Source organism: Accumulibacter sp. (genome assembly GCF_029255145.1).
Lineage (GTDB): Bacteria > Pseudomonadota > Gammaproteobacteria > Burkholderiales > Rhodocyclaceae > Accumulibacter.
Genome location: NZ_JAPUVQ010000096.1, coordinates 26,731 through 48,438 on the forward strand (window position 1 = coordinate 26,731; position 21,708 = coordinate 48,438).

The 21,708-nt window shown below is 64.8% G+C and carries 21 protein-coding genes and 1 pseudogene; 18 read left to right on the top strand and 4 right to left on the bottom strand.

Annotated features, from left to right (window positions below; translation table 11 throughout):
* Positions 1-416 precede the first annotated feature (416 nt).
* The 10 genes from pstS to Q1L50_RS09510 all read left to right on the top strand — a co-directional run bounded on the left by pstS (position 417) and on the right by Q1L50_RS09510 (position 10,233).
* Positions 417-1,439, top strand: coding sequence for a phosphate ABC transporter substrate-binding protein PstS (gene pstS / locus Q1L50_RS09465; RefSeq protein WP_300337855.1), 1,023 nt, complete (start codon positions 417-419; stop codon positions 1,437-1,439).
* Between the two features lie 51 nt (positions 1,440-1,490).
* Complete coding sequence (pstC, locus tag Q1L50_RS09470) at positions 1,491-2,468, top strand: phosphate ABC transporter permease subunit PstC (protein ID WP_300337857.1); 978 nt, start codon at positions 1,491-1,493, stop codon at positions 2,466-2,468.
* Positions 2,469-2,482: 14 nt separating this feature from the next.
* Entirely contained in the window at positions 2,483-3,325 is an 843-nt protein-coding gene (pstA, locus tag Q1L50_RS09475) for a phosphate ABC transporter permease PstA (protein ID WP_300337859.1), read from the top strand.
* Positions 3,326-3,340: 15 nt separating this feature from the next.
* Positions 3,341-4,141, top strand: coding sequence for a phosphate ABC transporter ATP-binding protein PstB (gene pstB / locus Q1L50_RS09480; protein ID WP_300337861.1), 801 nt, complete (start codon positions 3,341-3,343; stop codon positions 4,139-4,141).
* A 384-nt stretch (positions 4,142-4,525) separates the two neighbouring features.
* On the top strand, positions 4,526-5,305 hold the full coding sequence (locus Q1L50_RS09485; protein ID WP_300337862.1) for an ABC transporter ATP-binding protein: 780 nt from the start codon (positions 4,526-4,528) through the stop codon (positions 5,303-5,305).
* A complete protein-coding gene (locus tag Q1L50_RS09490) occupies positions 5,302-6,183 on the top strand; it encodes a metal ABC transporter permease (RefSeq protein ID WP_300337863.1) in 882 nt (293 codons plus the stop codon). Before Q1L50_RS09485 ends, Q1L50_RS09490 begins: the two co-directional genes overlap by 4 nt.
* A gap of 31 nt (positions 6,184-6,214) precedes the next feature.
* Positions 6,215-7,150, top strand: coding sequence for a metal ABC transporter substrate-binding protein (locus Q1L50_RS09495; protein ID WP_300337865.1), 936 nt, complete (start codon positions 6,215-6,217; stop codon positions 7,148-7,150).
* Between the two features lie 107 nt (positions 7,151-7,257).
* Positions 7,258-7,764: a hypothetical protein gene (locus Q1L50_RS09500; protein WP_300337867.1), complete on the top strand. Its 507-nt coding sequence runs from the start codon at positions 7,258-7,260 to the stop codon at positions 7,762-7,764.
* A 99-nt stretch (positions 7,765-7,863) separates the two neighbouring features.
* Positions 7,864-8,178 (top strand): BrnA antitoxin family protein, encoded by a 315-nt coding sequence (locus Q1L50_RS09505; protein WP_300337868.1) that lies wholly within the window; start codon positions 7,864-7,866, stop codon positions 8,176-8,178.
* Between the two features lie 141 nt (positions 8,179-8,319).
* Positions 8,320-10,233, top strand: a complete 1,914-nt coding sequence (locus tag Q1L50_RS09510; protein WP_300337870.1) for a PhoX family phosphatase — start codon at positions 8,320-8,322, stop codon at positions 10,231-10,233.
* Between the two features lie 67 nt (positions 10,234-10,300).
* Here Q1L50_RS09510 and Q1L50_RS09515 read toward each other — a convergent pair whose 3' ends face one another.
* Positions 10,301-10,951, bottom strand: coding sequence for a sigma-70 family RNA polymerase sigma factor (locus Q1L50_RS09515; RefSeq protein WP_300337872.1), 651 nt, complete (start codon positions 10,949-10,951; stop codon positions 10,301-10,303).
* Positions 10,952-11,309: 358 nt separating this feature from the next.
* Between Q1L50_RS09515 and ald the strand changes: the two genes are divergently transcribed.
* The 8 genes and pseudogenes from ald (at position 11,310) to dnaB (ending at position 18,362) form a co-directional block, all read left to right on the top strand.
* Entirely contained in the window at positions 11,310-12,428 is a 1,119-nt protein-coding gene (gene ald / locus Q1L50_RS09520) for an alanine dehydrogenase (RefSeq protein ID WP_300337874.1), read from the top strand.
* Positions 12,429-12,774: 346 nt separating this feature from the next.
* Positions 12,775-13,174, top strand: a pseudogene (locus Q1L50_RS09525) (RNA helicase); the annotation flags it as partial.
* A gap of 462 nt (positions 13,175-13,636) precedes the next feature.
* A complete protein-coding gene (locus Q1L50_RS09530) occupies positions 13,637-14,920 on the top strand; it encodes a DUF3422 domain-containing protein (RefSeq protein ID WP_300337876.1) in 1,284 nt (427 codons plus the stop codon).
* Between the two features lie 393 nt (positions 14,921-15,313).
* On the top strand, positions 15,314-15,700 hold the full coding sequence (gene rpsF, locus Q1L50_RS09535) for a 30S ribosomal protein S6 (RefSeq protein ID WP_300337877.1): 387 nt from the start codon (positions 15,314-15,316) through the stop codon (positions 15,698-15,700).
* 59 nt (positions 15,701-15,759) lie between these two features.
* A complete protein-coding gene (priB, locus tag Q1L50_RS09540) occupies positions 15,760-16,044 on the top strand; it encodes a primosomal replication protein N (protein ID WP_300337922.1) in 285 nt (94 codons plus the stop codon).
* Entirely contained in the window at positions 16,016-16,291 is a 276-nt protein-coding gene (rpsR, locus tag Q1L50_RS09545; protein ID WP_300337879.1) for a 30S ribosomal protein S18, read from the top strand. Before priB ends, rpsR begins: the two co-directional genes overlap by 29 nt.
* A gap of 14 nt (positions 16,292-16,305) precedes the next feature.
* Entirely contained in the window at positions 16,306-16,764 is a 459-nt protein-coding gene (rplI, locus tag Q1L50_RS09550; RefSeq protein ID WP_300337880.1) for a 50S ribosomal protein L9, read from the top strand.
* Between the two features lie 146 nt (positions 16,765-16,910).
* On the top strand, positions 16,911-18,362 hold the full coding sequence (gene dnaB, locus Q1L50_RS09555; protein ID WP_300337882.1) for a replicative DNA helicase: 1,452 nt from the start codon (positions 16,911-16,913) through the stop codon (positions 18,360-18,362).
* A gap of 51 nt (positions 18,363-18,413) precedes the next feature.
* Here dnaB and Q1L50_RS09560 read toward each other — a convergent pair whose 3' ends face one another.
* From Q1L50_RS09560 to Q1L50_RS09570, 3 genes are all read right to left on the bottom strand, one after another.
* Positions 18,414-19,448, bottom strand: a complete 1,035-nt coding sequence (locus tag Q1L50_RS09560; RefSeq protein WP_300337883.1) for a transglutaminase-like domain-containing protein — start codon at positions 19,446-19,448, stop codon at positions 18,414-18,416.
* Between the two features lie 315 nt (positions 19,449-19,763).
* Complete coding sequence (locus tag Q1L50_RS09565; protein ID WP_300337885.1) at positions 19,764-21,191, bottom strand: PhoH family protein; 1,428 nt, start codon at positions 21,189-21,191, stop codon at positions 19,764-19,766.
* A gap of 57 nt (positions 21,192-21,248) precedes the next feature.
* Entirely contained in the window at positions 21,249-21,704 is a 456-nt protein-coding gene (locus tag Q1L50_RS09570) for a peroxiredoxin (RefSeq protein ID WP_300337886.1), read from the bottom strand.
* Between the last annotated feature and the right edge of the window lie 4 nt (positions 21,705-21,708).

The window sequence follows — 21,708 nt, forward strand, 5'->3', positions numbered from 1 at the left end:
GGCGACAACGGTTGGCCACCGTGCCTTGTAGCGTTGCGACCGCGCCCGGCGCACGGCAGTGGGTGATCACTAACCGAATCACCTGCCGATCATCGGATACGGCCGGCAGGGACCGCGCGCTTTGCGCCGCCCTGGCGTCGGCCATGGTCGCCGGGACCTTTGCAGGGAGGCGCGCCGTCGGTGCGGCGCTGCGCCGGGAAGAGCGCTGTGAATGCATGGCCGAGAGTATGCACGGGTTTTCGGGCAGCCGCCGCACGCAGCAAGTCTTCCAGCGCTGGTGACGCCCCGCTACCGAGTCACCGTCCGGCGGCCGGGGTCGTCGTTCGAGCCGTCCAGTCACGGCGCCGAAACATTGCGCCGCTAAGATCGCCGCGGCTGATACGCCACGCCTTCACCTGTCTGGAGCAACCCTGTTCATGTCCAAACGTGCTTTCCTGAAATTCTCAAGTGTTGCCGCCGCGATTGCGCTGGGCCTTGGCCCGGTCGCCGCGGCAGCGGCCGACATCACCGGCGCCGGAGCGACCTTTCCCTACGCCGTCTACACCAAGTGGGCCGAGGCGTACAAGGCCGCTACCGGCGGCACCGTAAACTATCAGGGGATCGGTTCCTCGGGCGGCATCAAGCAGATCAAGGCCAAAACGGTGGACTTTGGTGGGTCCGATGCGCCGCTCGGTGAAGCCGACCTCGACGCTGCCGGACTGGTCCAGGTCCCGGTCGTGATGGGCGGCGTGACCATCGTCGCAAACGTGCCGGGTATCGCGTCGGGTCAGCTGAAGCTCGACGGGCCGACCGCTGCAAACATCTTCCGCGGTGCCATCCGGAAGTGGAACGATCCGGCGATCGCCCGACTGAATCCCGGCGCCAGCCTGCCCGACACGGCGATCACCATCGTACACCGCTCCGATGGTTCGGGTACCACCGACGTCATGACCAACTATCTGGCCCGGCAGTCCGCCGCGTTCATGAGCGAGGTCGGTGTCGGCAAGACGGTCAACTGGCCGACCAACGGGATTGGCGGCAAGGGTAACCCCGGCGTCGCCGCCAACGTGCAGAAGATCGTGGGCACGATCGGCTACGTGGATTACGCCGACGCCAAAAAGAACGGCTTGAACTTCATCGCGCTGAGCAACAGGTCCGGCAATTTCGTACTGCCGGGGGGCGACAGTTTCAAGGCTGCCGCCGACAGCGCCAATTTCAAGGTCAAAGGCATGGCTCCGGACCTGCTTGACCAGGCGCCCAAGCAGGCCTGGCCGATCGTCACCGCGACCTACATCCTGGCCTATGAAAAAGGTGATGACGCGACCAGGCAGCAGGGGGTGGTGGACTTCTTTACCTGGGCGCTGAACAACGGTCAGAAGATGGCCGATGAACTCGACTTCGTCGCTTTGCCCGGCAGCGTGGTGAAGGCGGTCGAAGCCGAGATGAAGCGCATCAAGTAGGTCTGCCTGACTGGCTGGATACGGAGGCATTGGACGATGAACACGTTGGAAATGAGCGAGCTAGTTGTTCCCCGTCGGTTGGACGTGCACCTTCCGCAGGTCGAGGTCTTCAAGCGGCAGGACCGCGTCTTTCACCGGGTCACGCTGCTCTTCGCCTTGCTGGTGCTGGCGGCCCTGGCGGGAATCCTGGTCTCGCTGGCGATCGAGGCAGCGCCGGCGTTCCAGGCGTTTGGCCCGGCTTTTCTGTGGCGCGACGTGTGGAGCGTCCCGGACGACGATTTCGGCGCCCTGATCGCGATCTACGGCACGGTCAGTACGTCGATCATCGCGTTGCTGATCGGCGTGCCGGTGAGCTTCGGCATCGCGCTGTTCCTGACCGAAAGCTGTCCGGTATGGCTGCGTCGCCCGCTCGGCACGGCCATCGAATTGCTGGCCGGCGTTCCCTCGATCATCTACGGCATCTGGGGCCTGTTCATTTTCGCCCCGCTGTTCGCCCGCACCGCGCAGCCCTGGCTGCAATCGCTGTTCGGCGGCCTGCCGCTGATCGGCAGCTGGGTCGCCGGGCCGCCCATCGGGGTCAGCATCCTGGCGGCGGGAATCGTCCTGGCGCTGATGGTGATCCCGTTCATCGCCTCGGTAATGCGCGATGTCTTCGAAACGGTGCCGCCGGTGCTCAAGGAATCCGCCTATGCGGTCGGCTGCACGACCTGGGAAGTCGCCTGGAACATCGTCCTGCCGTACACGCGGGTCGGCGTGATCGGCGGCATCATGCTCGGGCTGGGACGTGCCCTGGGCGAGACGATGGCGGTCACTTTTGTCATCGGCAACGCCAATCGTATCGCTGGCAGCCTGTTCTGGCCGGGCAACTCGATCGCTTCGGTGCTGGCCAATGAGTTCGGTGAGGCCGACCCCGGGTTGCACACGTCGTCGCTGTTCGCGCTTGGCCTGGTCTTGTTCCTGATCACCTTGCTGGTGCTGGTACTGTCGCGCTGGCTGGTCCTGCGCGCTGGCGCCAGGCAAGGCAAGTGAGCGGAGGCGGGGACATGGAACTGTACGGACGTCGCGTGCTGATCAATCGCCTCGGAATTGGCCTGTCGATGATCGCCATGGCCTTTGGCCTGCTCGCCTTGACGTGGATCCTGTGGACGCTGCTGGCGAAGGGCTTCGCGGCCTTGAGCTGGGACTTCTTCACCCAGGATACGCCGGCGCCGGGTTCCGAGGGCGGTGGCCTGCGCAATGCGATCGTCGGCAGCATCATGATCGTCGGCATGACCACCCTGGTGTCGACGCCGATCGGCATCCTGGCCGGGATCTACCTGGCCGAGTTCGGCAGCAGCTCGCGGTTCGCAGCGGCGACGCGCCTGGTCACCGACATCATGCTGTCGGCGCCGTCGATCGTCATCGGCCTGTTCGTTTACGCGCTGATGGTGGTGACGCTGGGAGGGTTTTCCGGCTGGGCTGGCTCGCTGGCATTGTCGCTGATTGCCATCCCGGTGGTCGTGCGGACCACCGAAAACATGCTCAGGCTAGTGCCCTCGAGCTTGCGCGAGGCGGCTTTCGCAGTTGGTGCGCCGCGCTGGCAGGTGTCGCTGAAGGTGAGCCTGCGCTCGGTCAGGGCGGGCGTGGTGACCGGCGTCCTGCTGGCCGTTGCGCGGGTGACCGGCGAGACCGCACCGCTGCTGTTTACCGCGCTCAACAACCAGTTCTTCAGCGCTGACATGTCGCAGCCGATGGGCAATCTGCCGGTGGTGATCTTCCAGTTCGCCATGAGTCCTTACGACAACTGGGTGCAACTGGCCTGGGGCGGGGCCCTGCTGATCGCCTTGCTGGTGCTGGCAATCAATATTGGCGCGCGCATCCTGTTTCGCCAAACCACCCAGATCTGATTTTCGGAGCATGGTATGTCGGGTACTTCCGGTTTTCCCAAATCCGCCGCCCAATCAGGTGAGCACGCCGCCTTGCAAATCCGTGACCTGGATTTCTATTACGGCGATTTCAAAGGCTTGAAGGCCGTCAATCTGGATATTGCCCGCAACCGCGTGACCGCCTTCATCGGGCCATCGGGTTGTGGCAAGTCTACCCTCTTGCGTACCTGCAATCGGATGTTCGACCTTTATCCAGGGCAGCGCGCGGAAGGGACGATCGTCTTCAACGGCAAGAACCTGCTCGACAGGAAGCAGGATGTGAATCTGGTTCGGGCGAAGATCGGCATGGTTTTCCAGAAGCCGACGCCGTTTCCGATGACCATTTACGAAAACATCGCTTTCGGCGTCCGGCTTTACGAAAGGTTTGCCCCGGCGGAGATGGATGAGCGGGTCGAATGGGCGCTACGCAAGGCGGCCTTGTGGGACGAAGTCAAGGACAAGCTAGAGCACAGCGGCCTGGCGCTTTCCGGTGGTCAACAGCAGCGCTTGTGCATCGCTCGGGCGGTGGCGGTAAAGCCCGAGATCGTGCTGCTCGACGAGCCCACCTCGGCGCTGGATCCGATGTCGACGGCCAAGGTCGAGGAACTGGTCAATGAACTGAAGAGCGAGTACACCATTGCCATGGTGACCCACAACATGCAGCAGGCGGCGCGGATCTCCGACTACACCGCGTTCATGTACCTGGGCGAACTGATCGAATTCGGGCCGACCGACGAACTGTTCGTGAAGCCAAAGGTCGGGCGCACAGAGGACTACATCACCGGCCGCTTCGGTTGACGACCAGCAGTCGGCTGTCGGTACGGGCAGTGTACTGACTAAGGTGCCTCGACCAGCAGCGGGGGTCATCGCTGTGCCGATGTGCCTGGTGCGCAATCGGTCGTCGGAACGGACCGAGGCAACTTGCCTGTTTGCGCAACACTGTTGCATTTGGCCTGCGAACGAGGCAAGATTCGCGGCTCGTGCCAACCCCGACTGTGCTTTGTCCAATCGCCTCGCATCGCCCATGCCTTCCCGCGCACGTCCGCACCGGTCCGCCAGTGCCGACCGGCCCAATCCGGTTCTTTGTGCCAGCGCCGCCTCGCGGCTGCTGTGGGCGATCGGCGCGCTGCTGTTCCTTTGGGCGAGCGTTTACTGGGCGATGGACTGAATGCAGGTTTGCCGATGAGCCAGTCGCCAGCGTCGAGCGCCCAGTCCATTCTGCGGTTCGACAACCTGACCCTGGGTTACAACCGCCACCCGGCGGTACATCACCTGCACGGGGAAGTTGCCGCCGGCAGCCTGCTGGCGATCGTTGGTCCCAATGGCGCCGGCAAGTCGACGCTGCTCAAGGGGATCTGCGGCGAACTGCGGCCGCTGCAGGGCCGCATCGAACTGCTCGGCGTGCAGCGCCGGCAAATCGCTTACCTGACGCAGCAGACGACGCTGGATAGCAGCTTTCCGATGGTCGTCCATGATTTCGTGGCGATGGGCTTATGGCGAGCGATTGGTGCCTTTGGCGGGCTGAACCGCGCCCTGCGTCAGCGAATCGGCGCCGCCATCGACCTGGTCGGGCTGAATGGGCTCGAGAGCCGTCCGATCGGCGCGCTCTCGGGGGGCCAGTTGCAGCGCGCGCACTTCGCGCGGGTGGTGTTGCAGGACGCGCCTCTGGTCCTGCTCGACGAGCCCTACGGGGCGATCGACGCCGCCAGCGTCAGCGATCTGGCCGCGCTGGTGCAGCGCTGGCACGGCGAGGGGCGGACGGTGATCGCTGTCCTGCATGACCTCGAGCATGTGCGCCAGGAGTACCCGGAAGTGCTGCTGCTCGCTCGCGAGATCGTCGCCCGCGGCGATCCGGCGATGGTCCTCAGCGACGACCAGTTGCTTCGCGCCAGGCAAATCGCCGAAGGACGCGGCGGCGAAGCCGAGGCTGCGGTCTGTCAAGCCGAGCGGGGCCGGCGATGAGCGAAACGCTGGCGGCGATGCCGCTGCTGGCGCCGTTCATCGAGTTCGGTTTCATGCGGCGGGCGCTGGTCGGTTGCCTGGCGCTGTCGCTCGGGGCGACGCCGGTCGGGGTCTTTCTGATGCTGCGGCGGATGAGCCTGGCCGGCGACGCGATGTCGCACGCGATTCTGCCGGGCGCCGCCATCGGCTATCTGATCGCCGGGTTGTCGCTGCCGGCGATGACCATCGGTGGCTTGCTCGCCGGTCTGACGGTAGCCGTGCTGTCGGGCGGTGTGGCGCGCAACTCGGTGATCAAGGAAGACACCAGTCTGGCCACTTTCTACCTGATTTCGCTGTCGGCCGGTGTGTTGATCATCTCGCTGCGCGGCAGCAGCGTGGACCTGCTGCACGTGCTGTTCGGCAGCGTGCTGGCGCTTGACGACGCGACCCTGCTGCTGCTTGCTGGCTTCACCTCGCTGTCGGTGGTGGCGCTCGCGCTCGGCCTGCGGCTGTTCGTCCTCGAAGGCTGCGATCCGGCGTTTCTGGCCCGTGTCAGCCGCCTCGGTCCGCTCGCACATTATGGCTTCATGGTCCTGCTGGTGCTCAACCTGGTCGCAGGTTTTCACGCGCTGGGAACGCTGATGGCGGTCGGCATGATGATCCTGCCGGCCGCTGCGGCGCGCTTGTGGGTAGGCAATATCGGCCCGCTACTGCTGATTGCCGTATTGATCGCAATCAGCGGATCATTCGTCGGGCTGCTGCTGTCGTATTACGCGAACCTGCCGGCGGGACCGGCGATTGTCCTGGCGCTCGGCGCTTGCTACCTGCTGTCGCTGGCGGTGGGCACGCTGGGACCGCTGGCCAGTCGCTGGCGGTCAGGCTGGCATTTCGAGCGCTGAGGGCAGGGTGGGGAAAATGCGGAGGCCGCGATTGATCGCCACGAAGCTGTTCTGCCATCTGACTGCGAGCCTGCTGCTGGGCTTCTTCTGCGTCGGCCCCGGGCGGCCGGTCGCGGCCGCTGAGGCGCTGCCGGTGGTGGCCAGTTTCAGCATCCTCGGCGACCTGACGCAGCGCGTCGGCGGCGCGCACGTGCAGGTGTACACCCTGGTCGGGGCGGGGGCGGATGCGCACGTCTACCAACCCACCCCAGACGATGCCAGGACCATCGCGCGGGCTCGTCTGGTGGTCGTCAACGGGCTTGGCTTCGAAGGTTGGATCGACCGCCTGATCCAGTCTTCGGGCTATCGCGGCAGGCTGTTGGTCGCCAGCGACGGGGTCAGGCCGCTCGCCAGGGCGCCGGCCAATCCCGGCGCGCGTCCGCGGCACGAGCACGCGGCCGACCTTGACCCGCACGCCTGGCAGGATCTCGGCAATGCGCGCAAGTACGTCGCCAATATCGCCGCCGCGCTTGACGCCGTCGATCCAGCGAACAAGGCCGCTTACCAGGCCAACGCCGCCAGCCTGCAACAGCAGATCGACGCTCTCGACCGCGAACTGCGCGCCACCTTTGGCGCGCTTCCTGCCGAGCGGCGCAAGGTGGTCAGCTCGCACGACGCCTTTGCCTACTTCGGTCGCGCCTACGGCATCCGCTTCATAGCGCCGGTCGGGGTCAGCACCGACGCCCAGCCTTCAGCCGCCGGCGTTGGCGCGACCATCCGACAGATCCGCCAGGAAAAGATCAGGGCGGTGTTCATCGAGAGCGTCAGCGACCCCCGCCTGCTCGAACGGATCAGCCAGGAATCCGGCGCGGTCATCGGCGGCACTCTGTACTCGGACTCGCTGTCCGGCGCCGGTACCCCGGCAGGCAGTTATCTCGGGATGATCCGCCAGAACGCCAAGACGCTTGCCGCCGCGCTGGCCGACTGACGCCGGCGCTGGCCGCCAGCCGTGCGCTGAGCGGTGACGGTTCGGAGCAGTCGGTTGCCGGGCTGCACCAGGCGCCGCGACGGCGCGCCCCGGCGGCGGCAGCAGGTTTGACCGTCATCAATCCGTCACACAAGCGACGCATCATTCGTCCGTCGCTTCAACACCAAGCAGCCAGCCCCACTCAAGCGCAGCGCCCGAGCCAGCCGCGGGGTCGGCTGGTGGCTGTTCCGAATCATGCCAGGGAGATCGAAATGCTATCGCCAGCCACCCCTTCCAAACCTTCCACGCCGTCAAGCGCCGACGCCATCGTCGCCGCGACCAACCAGCTGCGGCTCAGCAGGCTTGCTGCAGCGCCCGCGGAGGAGCCCGCCAGGAAAGCCAGGAAGGCGCGAAAGGCCTCCAGGACCGTTCGTCGCAGCGTGCGCATTCCAAGGAGCGAATACCGCCAGCTCGCGCAGTTGAAGAAGCGTCTGGCGCGCGGAGGAGTCGGCATCGGGAAGGGACAGTTGTTCCGCGCCGGCCTGATGCTGCTCGCCGGTCTCGACCTGTCCGCGCTGAAGGCGGCGATAAGCGACGTGCTCGCTCCGGCCGCCGCACCGCGCAAGGGAAAGTAGACCGGGCGCCCGAGGGCGCTTGATAAATCGCGGCGTCTCCGGGATGGACGGAGCTTGTTGCCCGCGGCAACCTGATTGACAGTTCTTACGGTGAAAAACATGACCAGAGCAACTACCACCGCGCCCTCGGCGTTCACCAAGGAGCGCACCGGAAGCGGCACAGCCGGCGCTCCAGACCGGCTACATGGTACAGAGTGCAGGTACGATTCCAGGGACCCCGCGGCGGCGCCGCGCGCAACGGGCGAAGCTCGCCTGCCCGGTCGCCGCGGACCGCAGAAGCGGCCAACCAAGGTGGCGGTGACCTTGCGCTACAGCCGCGAAGTGCTGGAATACTTCAAGGCGACCGGTGAAGGTTGGCAAACGCGGATGAACGAGGCCTTGCGCGAGTATGTGGAACGGCACCGCACCGCGTAGGGGGGTCGGCGGCGGGTAGCCTTGCTCCGACCCCGGAGGGGGTTTACCCGAGCACCAGCATCTGGCCGGGAGAAACGACAGTGGGATGCTGCACTGGGCGATAATGGCTGCTTTCGCCCACCCGTCGAGGCAGCACCGCCAATGGACCGAGAGCTGATCAGCAACAGCGGCACGAATCCGCATTTCGAGCGCTTGCTCACCGCGCTGCCGGCCCCCCTGAACAGCCGCCGCCGTCTGTTGCAGGTGGGGCTGGGCAGCGCTGCCCTGTCTTTCTTCGGGCTGCCGGCACTGGCCGCTGCGGCCGACCGACCGGCGACCGGCTTCACCCCGATTGCCGTGTCGGGCGACGACCTGGTGCGCGTGCCCGACGGGTATACGGTGCAACTGCTGTACGCCTGGGGCGACCCGATTTCGGACGGACCGGCGTTCCGGGCCGACGCCGGCAACAGCGCCGCCGAACAGGCCGAGCAGGCGGGCATGCACCATGACGGGATGCATTTCTTTCCCTGGGTGGAGAACGGCCAGCCGTCGTCGACGCACGGCCTGCTGTGCGTAAACCATGAATACACCGACGACGGCCTGCTGCACCCCAACGGAATGGCCGACTGGAGCCATGCCAAGACGCTCAAGTCGCAAAACGCGCACGGCGTTTCGGTGATCGAAATCAGGCTCGGCGGCGGCGCCGGGGTGCGCTGGCAGCTGGTCCGGCCTTCGCCGTACGCCCGGCGGATTACCGCCCGCACGCCGGTGCGCATCGCCGGCCCGGCCGCCGGGGCTGCCGCAATGCGTACCGGTGACGACCGACGTGGCAACGTCGTTTTCGGGACGCTGGCCAACTGTGCGATGGGTTTCACACCCTGGGGCACCTGCCTGAGCTGCGAGGAGAACTTCGACTCGTACTTCAACGGCCTTGAGCAAGCGACGCCAGACCAGCAGCGTTACCGCATCCGCAAGAACGGTTCCGGCTATCGCTGGCACGAACACGACAGCCGCTTCGACGTGGCGACCGAGCCCAACGAGGCCAACCGCTTTGGCTGGGTGGTCGAAATCGACCCCTGGAAGCCCACCCAGGCGCCGGTCAAGCGCACCGCGCTGGGCCGTTTCAAGCACGAATGCGCCACCGTCGCGCTGGCCAGCGACGGCCGGGTGGTGGTCTATATGAGTGATGACCAGGCCTTCGAATACCTTTACAAGTTTGTCTCCCGCGATCGCTTCGACGCCGGCAGTCCCGCCGGTGGCGGCGCGCTGCTCGACGTCGGGACGCTGTACGTCGCCCGCTTCGACGCCGACGGCAGGGGTCGCTGGCTGGCGCTGGTGTACGGCCGGAACGGTTTGGGCGAAAGCAGCGGCTTTGCCGACCAGGCCGACATCCTGATCCGGACCCGTCAGGCCGCCGACCTCGTCGGCGCGACGAAGATGGATCGCCCGGAGTGGATCGCCGTCCATCCGCACAGCGGCGAGGTCTACTGCACGCTGACCAACAATCGCCAGCGGGTGAACACCGACGCCGCCAATCCGCGGGCCGAAAACGCCTTTGGCCAGATCATCCGCTGGCGCGAGGCGGGCGCCGACGCCGCTGCGGGCCGCTTCGCCTGGGACGTCTTCGTGCTTTGCGGCGACCCGCAGCAATCCGATCCGAACAAGCAGGGCAACATCAAGGGTGATCCTTTCGGTAGCCCTGATGGCCTGTGGTTCGATCCCGCCGGTCGCTTGTGGATTCAAACCGATGCCTCGGGCAGTGTCCTGAACCGTTCCGACTACCAGCGACTCGGCAACAACCAGATGCTCGTCGGCGACGTGGTCAGTGGCGAAATACGGCGTTTCCTGACCGGGCCGCGGGGCTGCGAGATCACCGGCATCAGCGCGACGCCCGATGCCCGCAACCTGTTGATCAACGTCCAGCACCCCGGAGAGGTAGCCGGACGCACCGACCCGGAAACGCCGCTGGCCGGGTCGGGATGGCCGGCCAGCCAATTTCCAGAGGCGACCGGTGGCCGGCCGCGTTCGGCGACGCTGGTCATCAGGCGTCGCGATGGAGGCGTGGTCGGTAGCTGACGCAGCGGCGAGGTCGCCGCGTGGTGGTTGGCGCGCTGCGGTGGCTACGCCAGTCGCGGGCAGCTCATCATCGAGCCTGCGCCGCGTCGCCGAACCATTGTTGATCGAGGCACAGGCGTAGCGCCATGCGCGCGCGGTGCAGCACCACCCAGCAATTATTGCTGGTGATCGTCAATTCAGCGCAGATTTCGCTGGTTTCCAGACCGAGCATCTCGCGCATCATGAAAACGCGCGCCGTGGCCGCCGGCAGTCGGTTCAGGCAGGCATCGAAGACCGCCCAGAAGTTCTGGTTTTCGAGGCTCTTTTCCGGGTTGCCCCAGTCCGAAGGGCGGGCGTCGCGTTGCCAGTGACCATTGCTCTTGAACAGCGGATCGAAGTCGGCGTCGTCGATCTCGTCTTCCGGGTGCTCGTAGATCGGTTCGCGAACGCGCCGGCGGATGATGTCGACGATCTTGTTTCTGAGGATCGAGAAAACCCAGGTCTTGAGCTTCGCCCGTTCGGCAAAACGATCGGCGCCCTGGAGGGCGGCGAGCATCGCTTCCTGGACAGCGTCTTCGGCGCTGGCCTGGTCGCGCAGTTGCAGTGCGGCGAAACGCAGCATTTCGTGGCGGAAGCCGGCCAGGTCGGCGGCGATGGTCGCCGCGGCGGCCGGCAGTTCGGGACGCTTGCCGGCTTCTGCTGGCGCGCCATTGGCGGTGTCGCGATCATTGGCAAGCATCGGGCGGCGGTGTCAGCAGGAGTCGCGCGGAAGGACGATTGGCATGGCGACGGTCCCTTCAGGAATGTCGGCTGATGTTCTTGTCACGAGTTCGCCCACGGCCACTGCCGTGGCGGGCGGTAATTCGCCCGCCGCAGCGCCGATCATGCAGTCGTCGAAGGCAGCCACTGACAGCGTCGCGCGGGTGCCACGGACCACTTGCGAGACTGGCAGTCTATACGCAAGCGATCAGCCGCGATAGCTCTGCAGAGCGCGTCGCGGTGCCTTGTCGCGGCGGTGTCAGGCCGTTGAAAAAGACGCCGCTCTGCCGGAATTGGCATAAGATTGGCGGCCCCGAATCCACTTTGAGGAGACAGCGATGCACATAGGCGTACCCAAGGAAATCAAGAACCACGAATACCGCGTCGGCCTGACCCCGTCGTCGGTTCGGGAAATGGTCGCGCATGGTCACCCGGTCACCGTCGAAACCGGTGCCGGCAGCGGTATCGGTGTCACCGACGACGTGTACGAGAAGGCCGGCGCGACGATCGCCGCGAGCGCCACGGAGATCTTTGCCAGCGCCGAAATGATCATCAAGGTCAAGGAGCCACAGGCCGGTGAGCGGGCGATGCTGCGCGAAGGGCAGATTCTCTACACCTATCTGCACCTCGCCCCCGATCCGGCGCAGTGTGCCGATCTGGTCAGCAGCGGCGCGGTCTGTATCGCCTACGAAACGGTCACCCAGCCCGGCGGCGGCTTGCCGCTGCTGGCGCCGATGTCGGAAGTTGCCGGGCGGCTGTCGATCCAGGCCGGGGCCTACTGTCTTGAAAAGGCGCATGGCGGCATGGGCATCCTGCTTGGCGGCGTGGCCGGCGTCCCGTCGGCAAAGATCGTCATTCTGGGAGGCGGCGTGGTCGGCTCGAACGCCGCGCAGATCGCCGTCGGTACCGGCGCGCAGGTGGTCGTCATCGACCGCAATATCGACGTCCTGCGGCGCATGGATCGGCTGCTCGGCGCACGCGTGATCACCGTCTTCTCCAATCGCGACAATGTCGAGCACCACGTGCTGCGCGCCGACCTGGTCATCGGTGGCGTACTGATTCCCGGTGCTGCCGCCCCGAAGCTGATCACACGTCGCCTGGTCGATGACATGAAGCCCGGCTCGGTGATCGTCGACGTGGCCATCGACCAGGGCGGCTGCTGCGAAACGGCCAAGGCAACGACGCACGCCGACCCGACGTACATGGTCGGCAATGTCGTGCACTACTGCGTTGCCAACATGCCGGGCGGTGTGCCGCGCACCTCGACCTACGCGCTCAACAACGCGACGCTGCCGTTCGCGCTGCAGATTGCCGACAAGGGCTGGCGGCAGGCGCTGCAGGATAACGAGCACCTGCGCAACGGTCTCAACGTCGCTTTCGGCAAGGTTACCTGCCGCGAGGTCGCCGACGACCTCAACTACGCCTATCACGATCCGCTGTCGGTGGTTGCTGGCTGACGGTCTTCCGCCAGCGGTCGGTCGAAGCTGTCGTGGTTCGCTGATCGACCGCGACCTACCTGACCGGTCCTGGCGGGAGCGGGCTTTCGTCGGAGGTCGGTGTGGGGGGCGGGGCGTTGCCGGAGCCGCGTTCCGGCCTCTCGCCGTTCCGCGGTCGTGAGCACTGCAGGTCTCTTGCGTTTGTCTCGTGCCCACTGAAGCCGCGCGCAGGTCTCGCCTCGAAGGGCTTCCCGTGCCTGATGCGCCTGCCCGCCGAACAAGCCTTGCGGGACGGTCAAGAAGCAAAGGGTGAGAAAGTGCCGCTCTAGCCAAGGCCGCGACCCGCGGCATCGTTCCAGACGCACTGGTGACCGTGGTCAGCGTGCAGTGGTTCGGCGATGCGGCGCTGGAGCTTGACCTATCGGACGGCCGTCGGCAGGGTCGCCAACGAACTGCTGGACCGCCACGACGAGCCCCGCGAGGAACTGGTCGAGCAGGGCCGACCCTGGGGCTTCGATGGCGACGGCGCTCTTTTCCGCCTGGTTTCCGAGGCCCAGCGCATTCGCTTGGCGCACCTGTTCGGCCCGGTGCTGGCGGTACACGTCTCGGTCCGCGATCGGCTGCCGCAGCAGATCACCGCCGTCTACGAAGCTGTGCTCCCTCGCCAGCCGCTGCGCGTCCTCCTGGCCGACGACCCCGGCGCGGGCAAGACGCTCATGGCGGGCTTGCTGACCAAGGAACTGATCGACCGTGGCGACCTGCAGCGCTCCCTGGCCGAACTGGCAGGACGAACTCTAGTCCTCCTTGCCGAGGGCGGCAGAGTGCCTCCCTCGGCAAGGAGGAAGCGTGAGCGAGCGGGCGGCGATGTAAAGGGTTCGGCTGCGCCCGGACTGCGTCCGCCTTTGGACTTCTAGCCTTTCCGCTGGCGAATTCACGCAGACTTGCCGGAGGGACGCGGAGGTCCGAAGCTGGGGAGCAGGTGAGCGGCCGGCCCTGCGCGGGACATAGGCCATTACGTGGCGCTTGGCCGCCCCGACGCCAAGGAGCGCGGCCGGAAACGCGACCTTTCGGGATTGGCGTAAAATTCACCAGGAACGACACGCGGGGGCAGGAGAAGGGTCGCTGGGCGTCGCCTGTGCCGGGCCTCGTCCGGTAGTGGGCGTCAAAGCACATCGATCATTCGCCAGACCTCCTGTTACGTCCCGGGACGGAACTGACAAAGGAACTGTGTGGCATATCCAGCCAATCACCCGCAGCGCTTCGCGCTCAATTATGAGTTGCATGCCCGTCCGCCGGAAGCGCTGAATATCCCCGAGCAGGCGTCGTACTTGGCGCTGGCTAGCGATTCTTCGAACCGGCAGGCCGATTACGAAAGCATCGTTGAGCTGTGCACGCGTTACGGGGTGACTTCTCCGGCACCGGAGCTCAATCATTTTCAGGTCGATCTCGGTACCTTCCGCCTCAAGTGGGAGCGGCGCGCCGAGTGCAACAGCTACACCTTCTTTCGTCAAGGCGAATTCGACGATCCCTTCGCCCAGCCGGTAATCGCCAGCGTTCCGCAGGACTGGCTAGAGCGCTTGCCGGGGCAGGTGTTGGTGGCGGCACATGTGGCGCTGCGTCCGGCCGCTGCCGAAGCGTCCGGTAGCGAGGAATTGGCCCGCTTGTTCGAAGGCACGGCGCTGGTCGGTTCGCGGGTCGGCGACGGTGTCGCCAGCGTGCGGGCTGATTTTCGTATCCACGCTGACGGTTTCAGCCGTTTCCTGATCGACGATGTAAGCCTCACTCCACGCCAGGCGGGACGGATGGTACAGCGCTTGCTGGAGATAGAGACCTATCTGATGCGAGCGTTGCTGACGCTCCCGGTGGCTAGGGCTACGCTGCCGGTGCTGGCCGATGCCGACCGACAACTCGGCGATCTGATCAACGAAATGACGGTCGTCACCAGCGAAGACGAACCGGCTCTGCTCGACCGGCTGACCAGGCTTGCGGCGCTCGTCGAGAGCACCATTTCGTCTACGCTGGGCCGGATTTGCGCGGCGCGTTCGTACCAGCGGCTGGTGGAGCGCCGCCTTGCGGAACTCCGCGAGGTGCGCGTAGAGGGCGTACAGACCTTGCACGAATTCGTCGAGCGCCGCCTGCTCCCGGCGATGAGTACCTGCGAGACAGTCGCCAGGCTTCAGGACAGCCTGTCAGAGCGGATCAGCCGCGCCAGCGAATTGTTGCGTACGCGTGTCGATATCGCGCTGCAGCGGCAGAACCAGTCGCTGCTCAGTACCGCTGCCAGGCGGGCCAAGTTGCAGTTGCGTCTGCAGGAGACGGTCGAAGGATTGTCGGTGGCAGCGGTCAGCTATTACGTGGTCGGCCTGATCGGCTATGCGGCCAAGGCAGTCAAGGCGGTGGGCGTGGCGGTCAACCCGGAAGTTGTCACCGGGATCGCGATTCCGATCGTCGTGATCGTTGCCGCGCTGGGGGTTCGGCACATCCGCCATTTGGTGCAACGCGCAGCAACGTAGGCACGATGTGCAGAGGATCCGCACGCACGGCAGTGGCGGGCGCTTCTTCTCCTGGGTGACAGACCGGCGATCCGAACACCGGTTCTCTTGATCCGTACGGCCAGCGGATCCCTGTCGCCCACAGGTTCAATACCTGGGCGGCGTGTCGACGACGCTTTCGAACTCTGGGCGCGATCGCCAACGCACGCTGAACTCGGTTCGCCAACGATTGTTGGTCTGGCCGCGTGTCTGCTGGCGGCAAACTCGGGGGTAAGCTGGCATCGGTGTCGGCGTTTCTGGGCTCGTGGGCAAGACCCGGCTTGTCTGGCAGGCCGGCAAGCGGCTATAATGCGAGGTTTTTCCACCTTGCTCCACCGTTTGCATGGCGGGGGGCTTCAACCACAAGGAGTGTTCATGCGTCATTACGAAATCGTTCTGATCGTTCATCCCGATCAGAGTGAACAGGTGCCAGCGATGGTCGAGCGGTACAAGGCGCTGATCGCCGCGCGTGCCGGGCAGATTCACCGTCTCGAAGACTGGGGACGCCGCCAGCTCGCTTACCCGATCCAGAAGTTGCACAAGGCACACTACCTGCTGCTGAACATCGAGTGCGATGGCGCCACGCTGACCGAACTCGAGCACGGTTTCAAGTTCAACGACGCCATCCTGCGGCATCTGACGGTTAAAACCAAGCGTGCGGTCAGCGCGCCGTCGCCGATGATGAAGGACGAGAAGTCCAAGTCGTTGCTGGAAGTCCGGGAGCAGGGGCCCGCTGAAGCGGTCGCCGAGCCAGTCGCCTGATTGTCGAGGCTCTGCTGAACCGTGTCGAGCTAACTGGAATCCTGATCGAGCGCAGGGCGCTGCGCTTCACGCCCGCCGGTGTGCCGGTAACGGAATGCCTGATCGGGCACCAGTCGGAGCAGCTTGAAGCGGGCAGCCCACGCCGCGTCGAGTGCGAGATCCAGGCCATTGCCCTGGGCGCGACGGCACAGTGGCTGCAAGCGGCAACGCCTGGCGCAGCGCTCCAGCTGACGGGTTTTCTCGCCGCCAGGAGCCGGAACAGCAAGCAGCCGAGACTGCATGTAACTACGATCGAATTTGTCGAAGGAAAGAAAAATGGGAAGATTCTTCAAGAAGAAGGATGACAAGAACGTCAAGAAGCGTGGCAGTGGTCTGTTCAAGCGGCGCAAGTTCTGCCGCTTCACCGCCGAGAAGATGGAAGAGATCGACTACAAGGACGTCGACCTGTTCAAGGAGTACGTTGCCGAGAACGCCAAAATCATGCCAGCTCGTCTGACCGGTACCAAGGCCGGTTACCAGCGGATGCTGTCGGTGGCGATCAAGCGTGCCCGCTTCCTGGCGCTGCTGCCGTATACCGACAATCACCAGTAAGCGAGGACTAGACGATGCAAGTTATTCTGATGGAAAAGGTCGGTACCCTCGGCGGCCTTGGTGATCTGGTCAAGGTCAAGGACGGCTACGCGCGCAATTTCCTGATCCCAAAGGGCAAGGCCAAGCGTGCGACACCGGCCACCATGAAGGAATTCGAGGCCAAGCGCGCTGAACTCGAGGGTGCCGCTGCGGAGAAGCTGGCCGCTGCGCAGGCGTACGCGGAAAGGCTTGGCGGGGCGGTCGTCCGGATCGAGCGCAAGGCGGGTGTTGATGGTCGCCTGTTCGGTTCGGTCAGCAACTTCGACGTCGCCGATGGCCTGCGGGCTCTCGGTTTCGCGGTCGAGAAGTCGGACGTGCGGATGCCCGCGGGTCCGCTCAAGATGATTGGCGAGAGCCAGTTGGAGGTCTCGCTGCACAGCGACGTTCTGGCGACGATCACCGTAACCGTGGTCGCCGAACAGTTCAAGCTGTAGGCCATTGATCCGGCACCGATTTCCGGTGCCATGGGAAAAGCCTTGCTCCCTGGGCAAGGCTTTTTTGCGTCCGCGAGCCGGAATAATGCCCGGGGCCGGGGTAGACTTGCTGTCCCGTTCGTTCTGTTGCCGCTCGCTGATCCGCCATGGCTAGTCCCTCCGATTCCGATTCATTGACCGCCGAGAACACGCAGCGCCCCAGCAATCGCGGTGCGCGGCGCGAGCGGGGCCCGCAGAGCGACCCGGCCTTGTCTGCACTGCGCGTGCCGCCGCACTCGATAGAGGCCGAGCAGTCGGTTCTCGGAGGCTTGTTGCTCGATAACGCCGCTTTCGACAAGATGGCCGACCTGATCGCCGAAGGCGATTTCTACCGTCACGAGCACAAGCGTATCTACCGGCAGATCTGCAGACTCCTCGAGCGCGGCAGGCCGGCCGACGCAGTGACCGTGGCTGAAAGTCTCGAGCAGGCGGGCGAGGGCAGCGATACCGGTGGTCTGGCCTACCTTGGCGAGCTCGCGGCCAATACGCCGTCGGCAGCGAATATCCGGCGCTACGCCGAAATCGTTCGTGAACGGGCGATTCTGCGGCAACTGGTTACCGCCGGCGACGAGATCGCCAGCAGCGCGCTCAACCCGCTCGGCCGCGATCCGAAGACGCTGCTCGATGAAGCCGAGGCGAAGGTCTTCGCCATTGCCGAAGGCGGCTTTCGCCACCAGTCGGGCTTCCAGCACATCAACCCGTTGTTGACGCAGGTGGTCGAGCGCATCCAGGAACTGCATGATCGCGACAACCCGTCGGACATTACCGGCGTGCCCACCGGCTACCACGATCTCGACGGCAAGACCTCGGGCTTGCAGGGCGGTGATCTGCTGATCGTCGCCGGCCGGCCGTCGATGGGCAAGACCTCGTTCGCGCTGAACATCGCCGAGCACGTGGCGATCGAGGTCGGGCTGCCGGTGGCTGTCTTCTCGATGGAAATGGGCGGTACGCAGCTCGCCATGCGCATGCTGTCGTCGGTCGGTCGGCTCGACGCGCATCGCGTCCGTACCGGCCGCCTCAACGACGACGAGTGGTCGCGACTGTCATTTGCCCTGGGCAAGATGCACGAGGCACCGATCTATATCGACGAGACGCCTGCGCTCAATCCGATCGATCTGCGGGCCCGGGCACGCCGCCTCCACCGGCAGTGCGGCAAACTCGGGCTGATCGTCATCGACTATCTGCAGCTAATGTCGGTAAGCGGGCACGGCGAGAATCGGGCGACCGAAATTTCCGAGATTTCGCGCTCGCTGAAGGGCCTGGCGAAAGAACTCGCGGTGCCGGTGATGGCGCTCTCGCAGCTCAACCGCTCGCTCGAACAGCGGCCGAACAAGCGTCCGGTGATGTCCGATCTGCGTGAATCCGGGGCCATCGAACAGGACGCCGACGTGATCATGTTCATCTATCGCGACGAGGTCTACAACCAGGACACGGCCGAGAAGGGCGTTGCCGAGATCATCATCGGCAAGCAGCGTAACGGGCCGATCGGTACCGTGCGTCTGACGTTTCTCGGCGAGTACACGCGCTTCGAGAATTTCGCCACGCCGGGCTCGTACTGATTGCTCGCCAGCCGCGTCGAGGGATTCGGCCCCGGCGACCGGCGCGGTGCTTCAGCCCTCGACGCGGCTGGCGTTGACCGTGTAGCTGAAGCGACTGGTATCGAGGCTGTCGAAGCGGCCGGCGGCGGTTTCCACCTGCGGCAGGGCTAGGAAGGGCAGCGCGTGGCCGTTTGAGCCACGTAAGCTGACATCCTGAGCGGTGTTGAAAGCGACCCAGTTCATCTCCCAGAAACCAAACAGCAGCTTCCTCAGTACAATCAGCTTCGGGTCGCTGCTGCTCAGGTGTTCCTCGTCAATGGCCTTGCGTACATCTGCCGGATTGACCGGAATCCAGCCGTAACCCGGCGTATAGAACTCGGCGCGGCACTGCTGCGCGGTGCTCAGGTTGCCGGTGGCGCCGAGGCCGGCGAACAATCGCGAGCTATCGATGCGCTGTCCGAAAATCGGACGCGCCGGAATGCCGATCGATCGGCACAGGCCGACGAACAGCAGCGAGATATCGGCACTCTTGCCGCTCAGATGACCGCTGTCGAGCATGGCCTCGATATCGCCCCGGCCGACACCGGGCCGCGATGGGTCATACGAGGTGTTTTCCACCACCCAGTCGTAAATCGCCTTGCCCTGGGCTACCGGATCCTTGATCCGGCCGACTGCGCGTTCGGCGGTGCGGCGTACCAGTCCATCGGTCGGAACCAGATTGCTGGATTGCAGGCAGCGGCGAAGCACGTCGCTGCGTTCGGCGGCGCTGCCGCGCCGGGTAATATCGAAATGACGGTCGCGCTTGGCGACCTGGCTGGTGATCTGCAGTTGCGGTGCAGTGGTATCCACGTTCCAGTCGGCGTAAAAGACCACCAACTCCGCCACCGGGTCGCGGTAGATGCCGGCACTCGCGAAATTGCCTTGCCAGCCGTGGCCCAGCGAACGCTGCCAGGGGGTGTCCTTGTACAGCGCCAGCGGTAGCCATATCCGGGTCTTGCCGCTGACCTTGCCGAGCGCGATGGTCGACGTGATGTCGTAGGTTCGCCACGGCGTCTGTGGCTCGTCGGGCAGGCTGGTGGCGTCGCGCTGTTCGGCTTCTGCCGGCAAGGGGCCTGCCGCGACAGGGGTCGCGGGTTTGTCGACGACGGGCTTTACGCTTGGCTTGCCGGTTTTTTTGGTTGTGCTCCTGATTTTGCCTGCGGATTTTGCAGGAGCGTTGGTGGTCGCCTTTTTTTTGTTGGCGGCGAGCACCGATGAAGGCGCCAGTAGCGAAAGAAGTGCCGAAGCAGCAAGGAAGTTGCGTCGTTTCAATCGACTCTCCGGTAAGCGCAGGATCCTTGTGGCACGGAGCGGGTCGCCCGGATCGGTGGCTACAAACGACCGAGCCGTGTCGCTAGACACGGCTCGTTAACGTTCCGAAAATTATAGCACCTCGGCCGCGTGGTCGGCGAGGCGGGAGCGCTCGCCGCGTTGCAAGGTGATGTGCCCGGCGTGCTTCCAGCCCTTGAAGCGATCGACGACGTAGGCCAGGCCGGAACTGCCCTCGGTGAGATAGGGGGTATCGATCTGCGCAATGTTGCCGAGGCAGATCACCTTGGTGGTGGGTCCGGCGCGGGTGATCAGCGTCTTCATCTGCTTCGGTGTCAGGTTCTGCGCTTCGTCGATGATCAGGAACCTGTTGAGGAAGGTCCGGCCGCGCATGAAATTGAGCGATTTGACCTTGATCCGGTTGCGAATCAGGTCGTGGGTGGCGGCACGGCCCCAGTCGCCGGCGTTCTCGTCGCTCTTGTTGAGCACCTCGAGGTTGTCTTCGAGAGCGCCCATCCACGGCCCCATCTTTTCTTCCTCGGTTCCCGGCAAGAAGCCGATGTCCTCGCCGACCGGCACGGTGACGCGAGTGATGATGATTTCGCTGTAGCGCCTGGTTTCGAGGACCTGGGTGAGGCCCGCAGCCAGGGTGAGCAGCGTCTTGCCGGTGCCCGCCTGGCCGAGCAGGGTGACGAAATCGATCTCCGGATTCATCAGCAGATTGAGGGCGAAATTCTGCTCGCGGTTGCGCGCAGTGATTCCCCAGACGCTGTTCCTGGCGTGCGTGTAGTCGGTCAGCGTCTCGATTTCGGCGGTCGTTCCCGACACCTCGCGGACGCTGGCGTGCAGGGGGCGCTCACCTTCCGCGATGAGAAACTGGTTGTGCAGCAGATGCGCGCATAGTGGTCCCTTGAGGCGGTACCGCGTGCGCCCGTCGTGCTTCCACGACTCCATGCCCCGGGCGTGCTCACCCCAGAAATCCGGGGGCAACTCGCGTATCCCGGTGTACAGCAGGTCGGTATCTTGCAGCACCTTGTCGTTGAAGTAGTCCTGCGCCTGCAGCCCGAGTGTGCGGGCCTTGATGCGCATATTGATGTCCTTGGAGACGAGGATCACCGGACGATCCGGATGCCGGCGCTGCAGGTGGATGAGCACCGCCAGAATCTGGTTGTCGGCCTTGGCCGTTGGCAATCCAGCCGGGAGGTCGCTGGCGATTGCCTCGGTCTGCAGGAAAAGACGGCCGCTGGCCAGTTGGTGTGAAGGCTCGGAGAGCTTGATGCCCTGGTCGATCGCTTCGTCCATGCTGGTGACGATCTCATCGAGTGTGCGCGTTACCTGGCGAGCATTGCGGGCGATTTCCGATAGGCCCTTTTTGTGGTTGTCGAGTTCTTCCAGGGTCATGATCGGCAGGAACACGTCGTGCTCCTCGAAGCGGTAGACACTGGTCGGGTCGTGCATCAGGACGTTGGTGTCGAGAACGAAGAGCTTTTTCGGCCTGGCTGCAGCGTCGCTGCGGGCACTGACTGCGGGTTGGCGGGTCATTCGGGGGCTCTCGGGGTGTGCTGTGCTTGGCCGGGAAGTGCGATTGGCGTTGCGCGATCAGAGCTGCGTGACGAATTCGAGCACTTCCTGCGCGTGGCCATCGACCTTCACGCCACGCCATTCGCGCCGCAACACCCCCTGACGGTCGATGGCGAAGGTGCTGCGTTCGATGCCGCGAACCTGTCGGCCGTACATTGATTTCATTTTGATCACCGAGAAGCTGGTGCACAGCAACTCGTCGGCGTCGGAGAGCAGATCGAAGGGCAACTCCTGCCTGGCCTTGAAGTTCTCGTGCGATCGGATGCTGTCACGTGAGACGCCGACGACGATGGCTCCGGCGGCGGTGAATTGCGGGTGCAGGTCACGGAACTGCCGTGCCTCGGTGGTGCATCCCGGCGTGCTGTCCTTGGGGTAAAAGTAGAGTACGACAGGGCTGCCCTGGCAGGCCGACAGCGTAAATGTCCGGCCACCTGTTGCCGGCAGGCTGAAGTCGGCGACGGTGTGGTCGATCATGGCT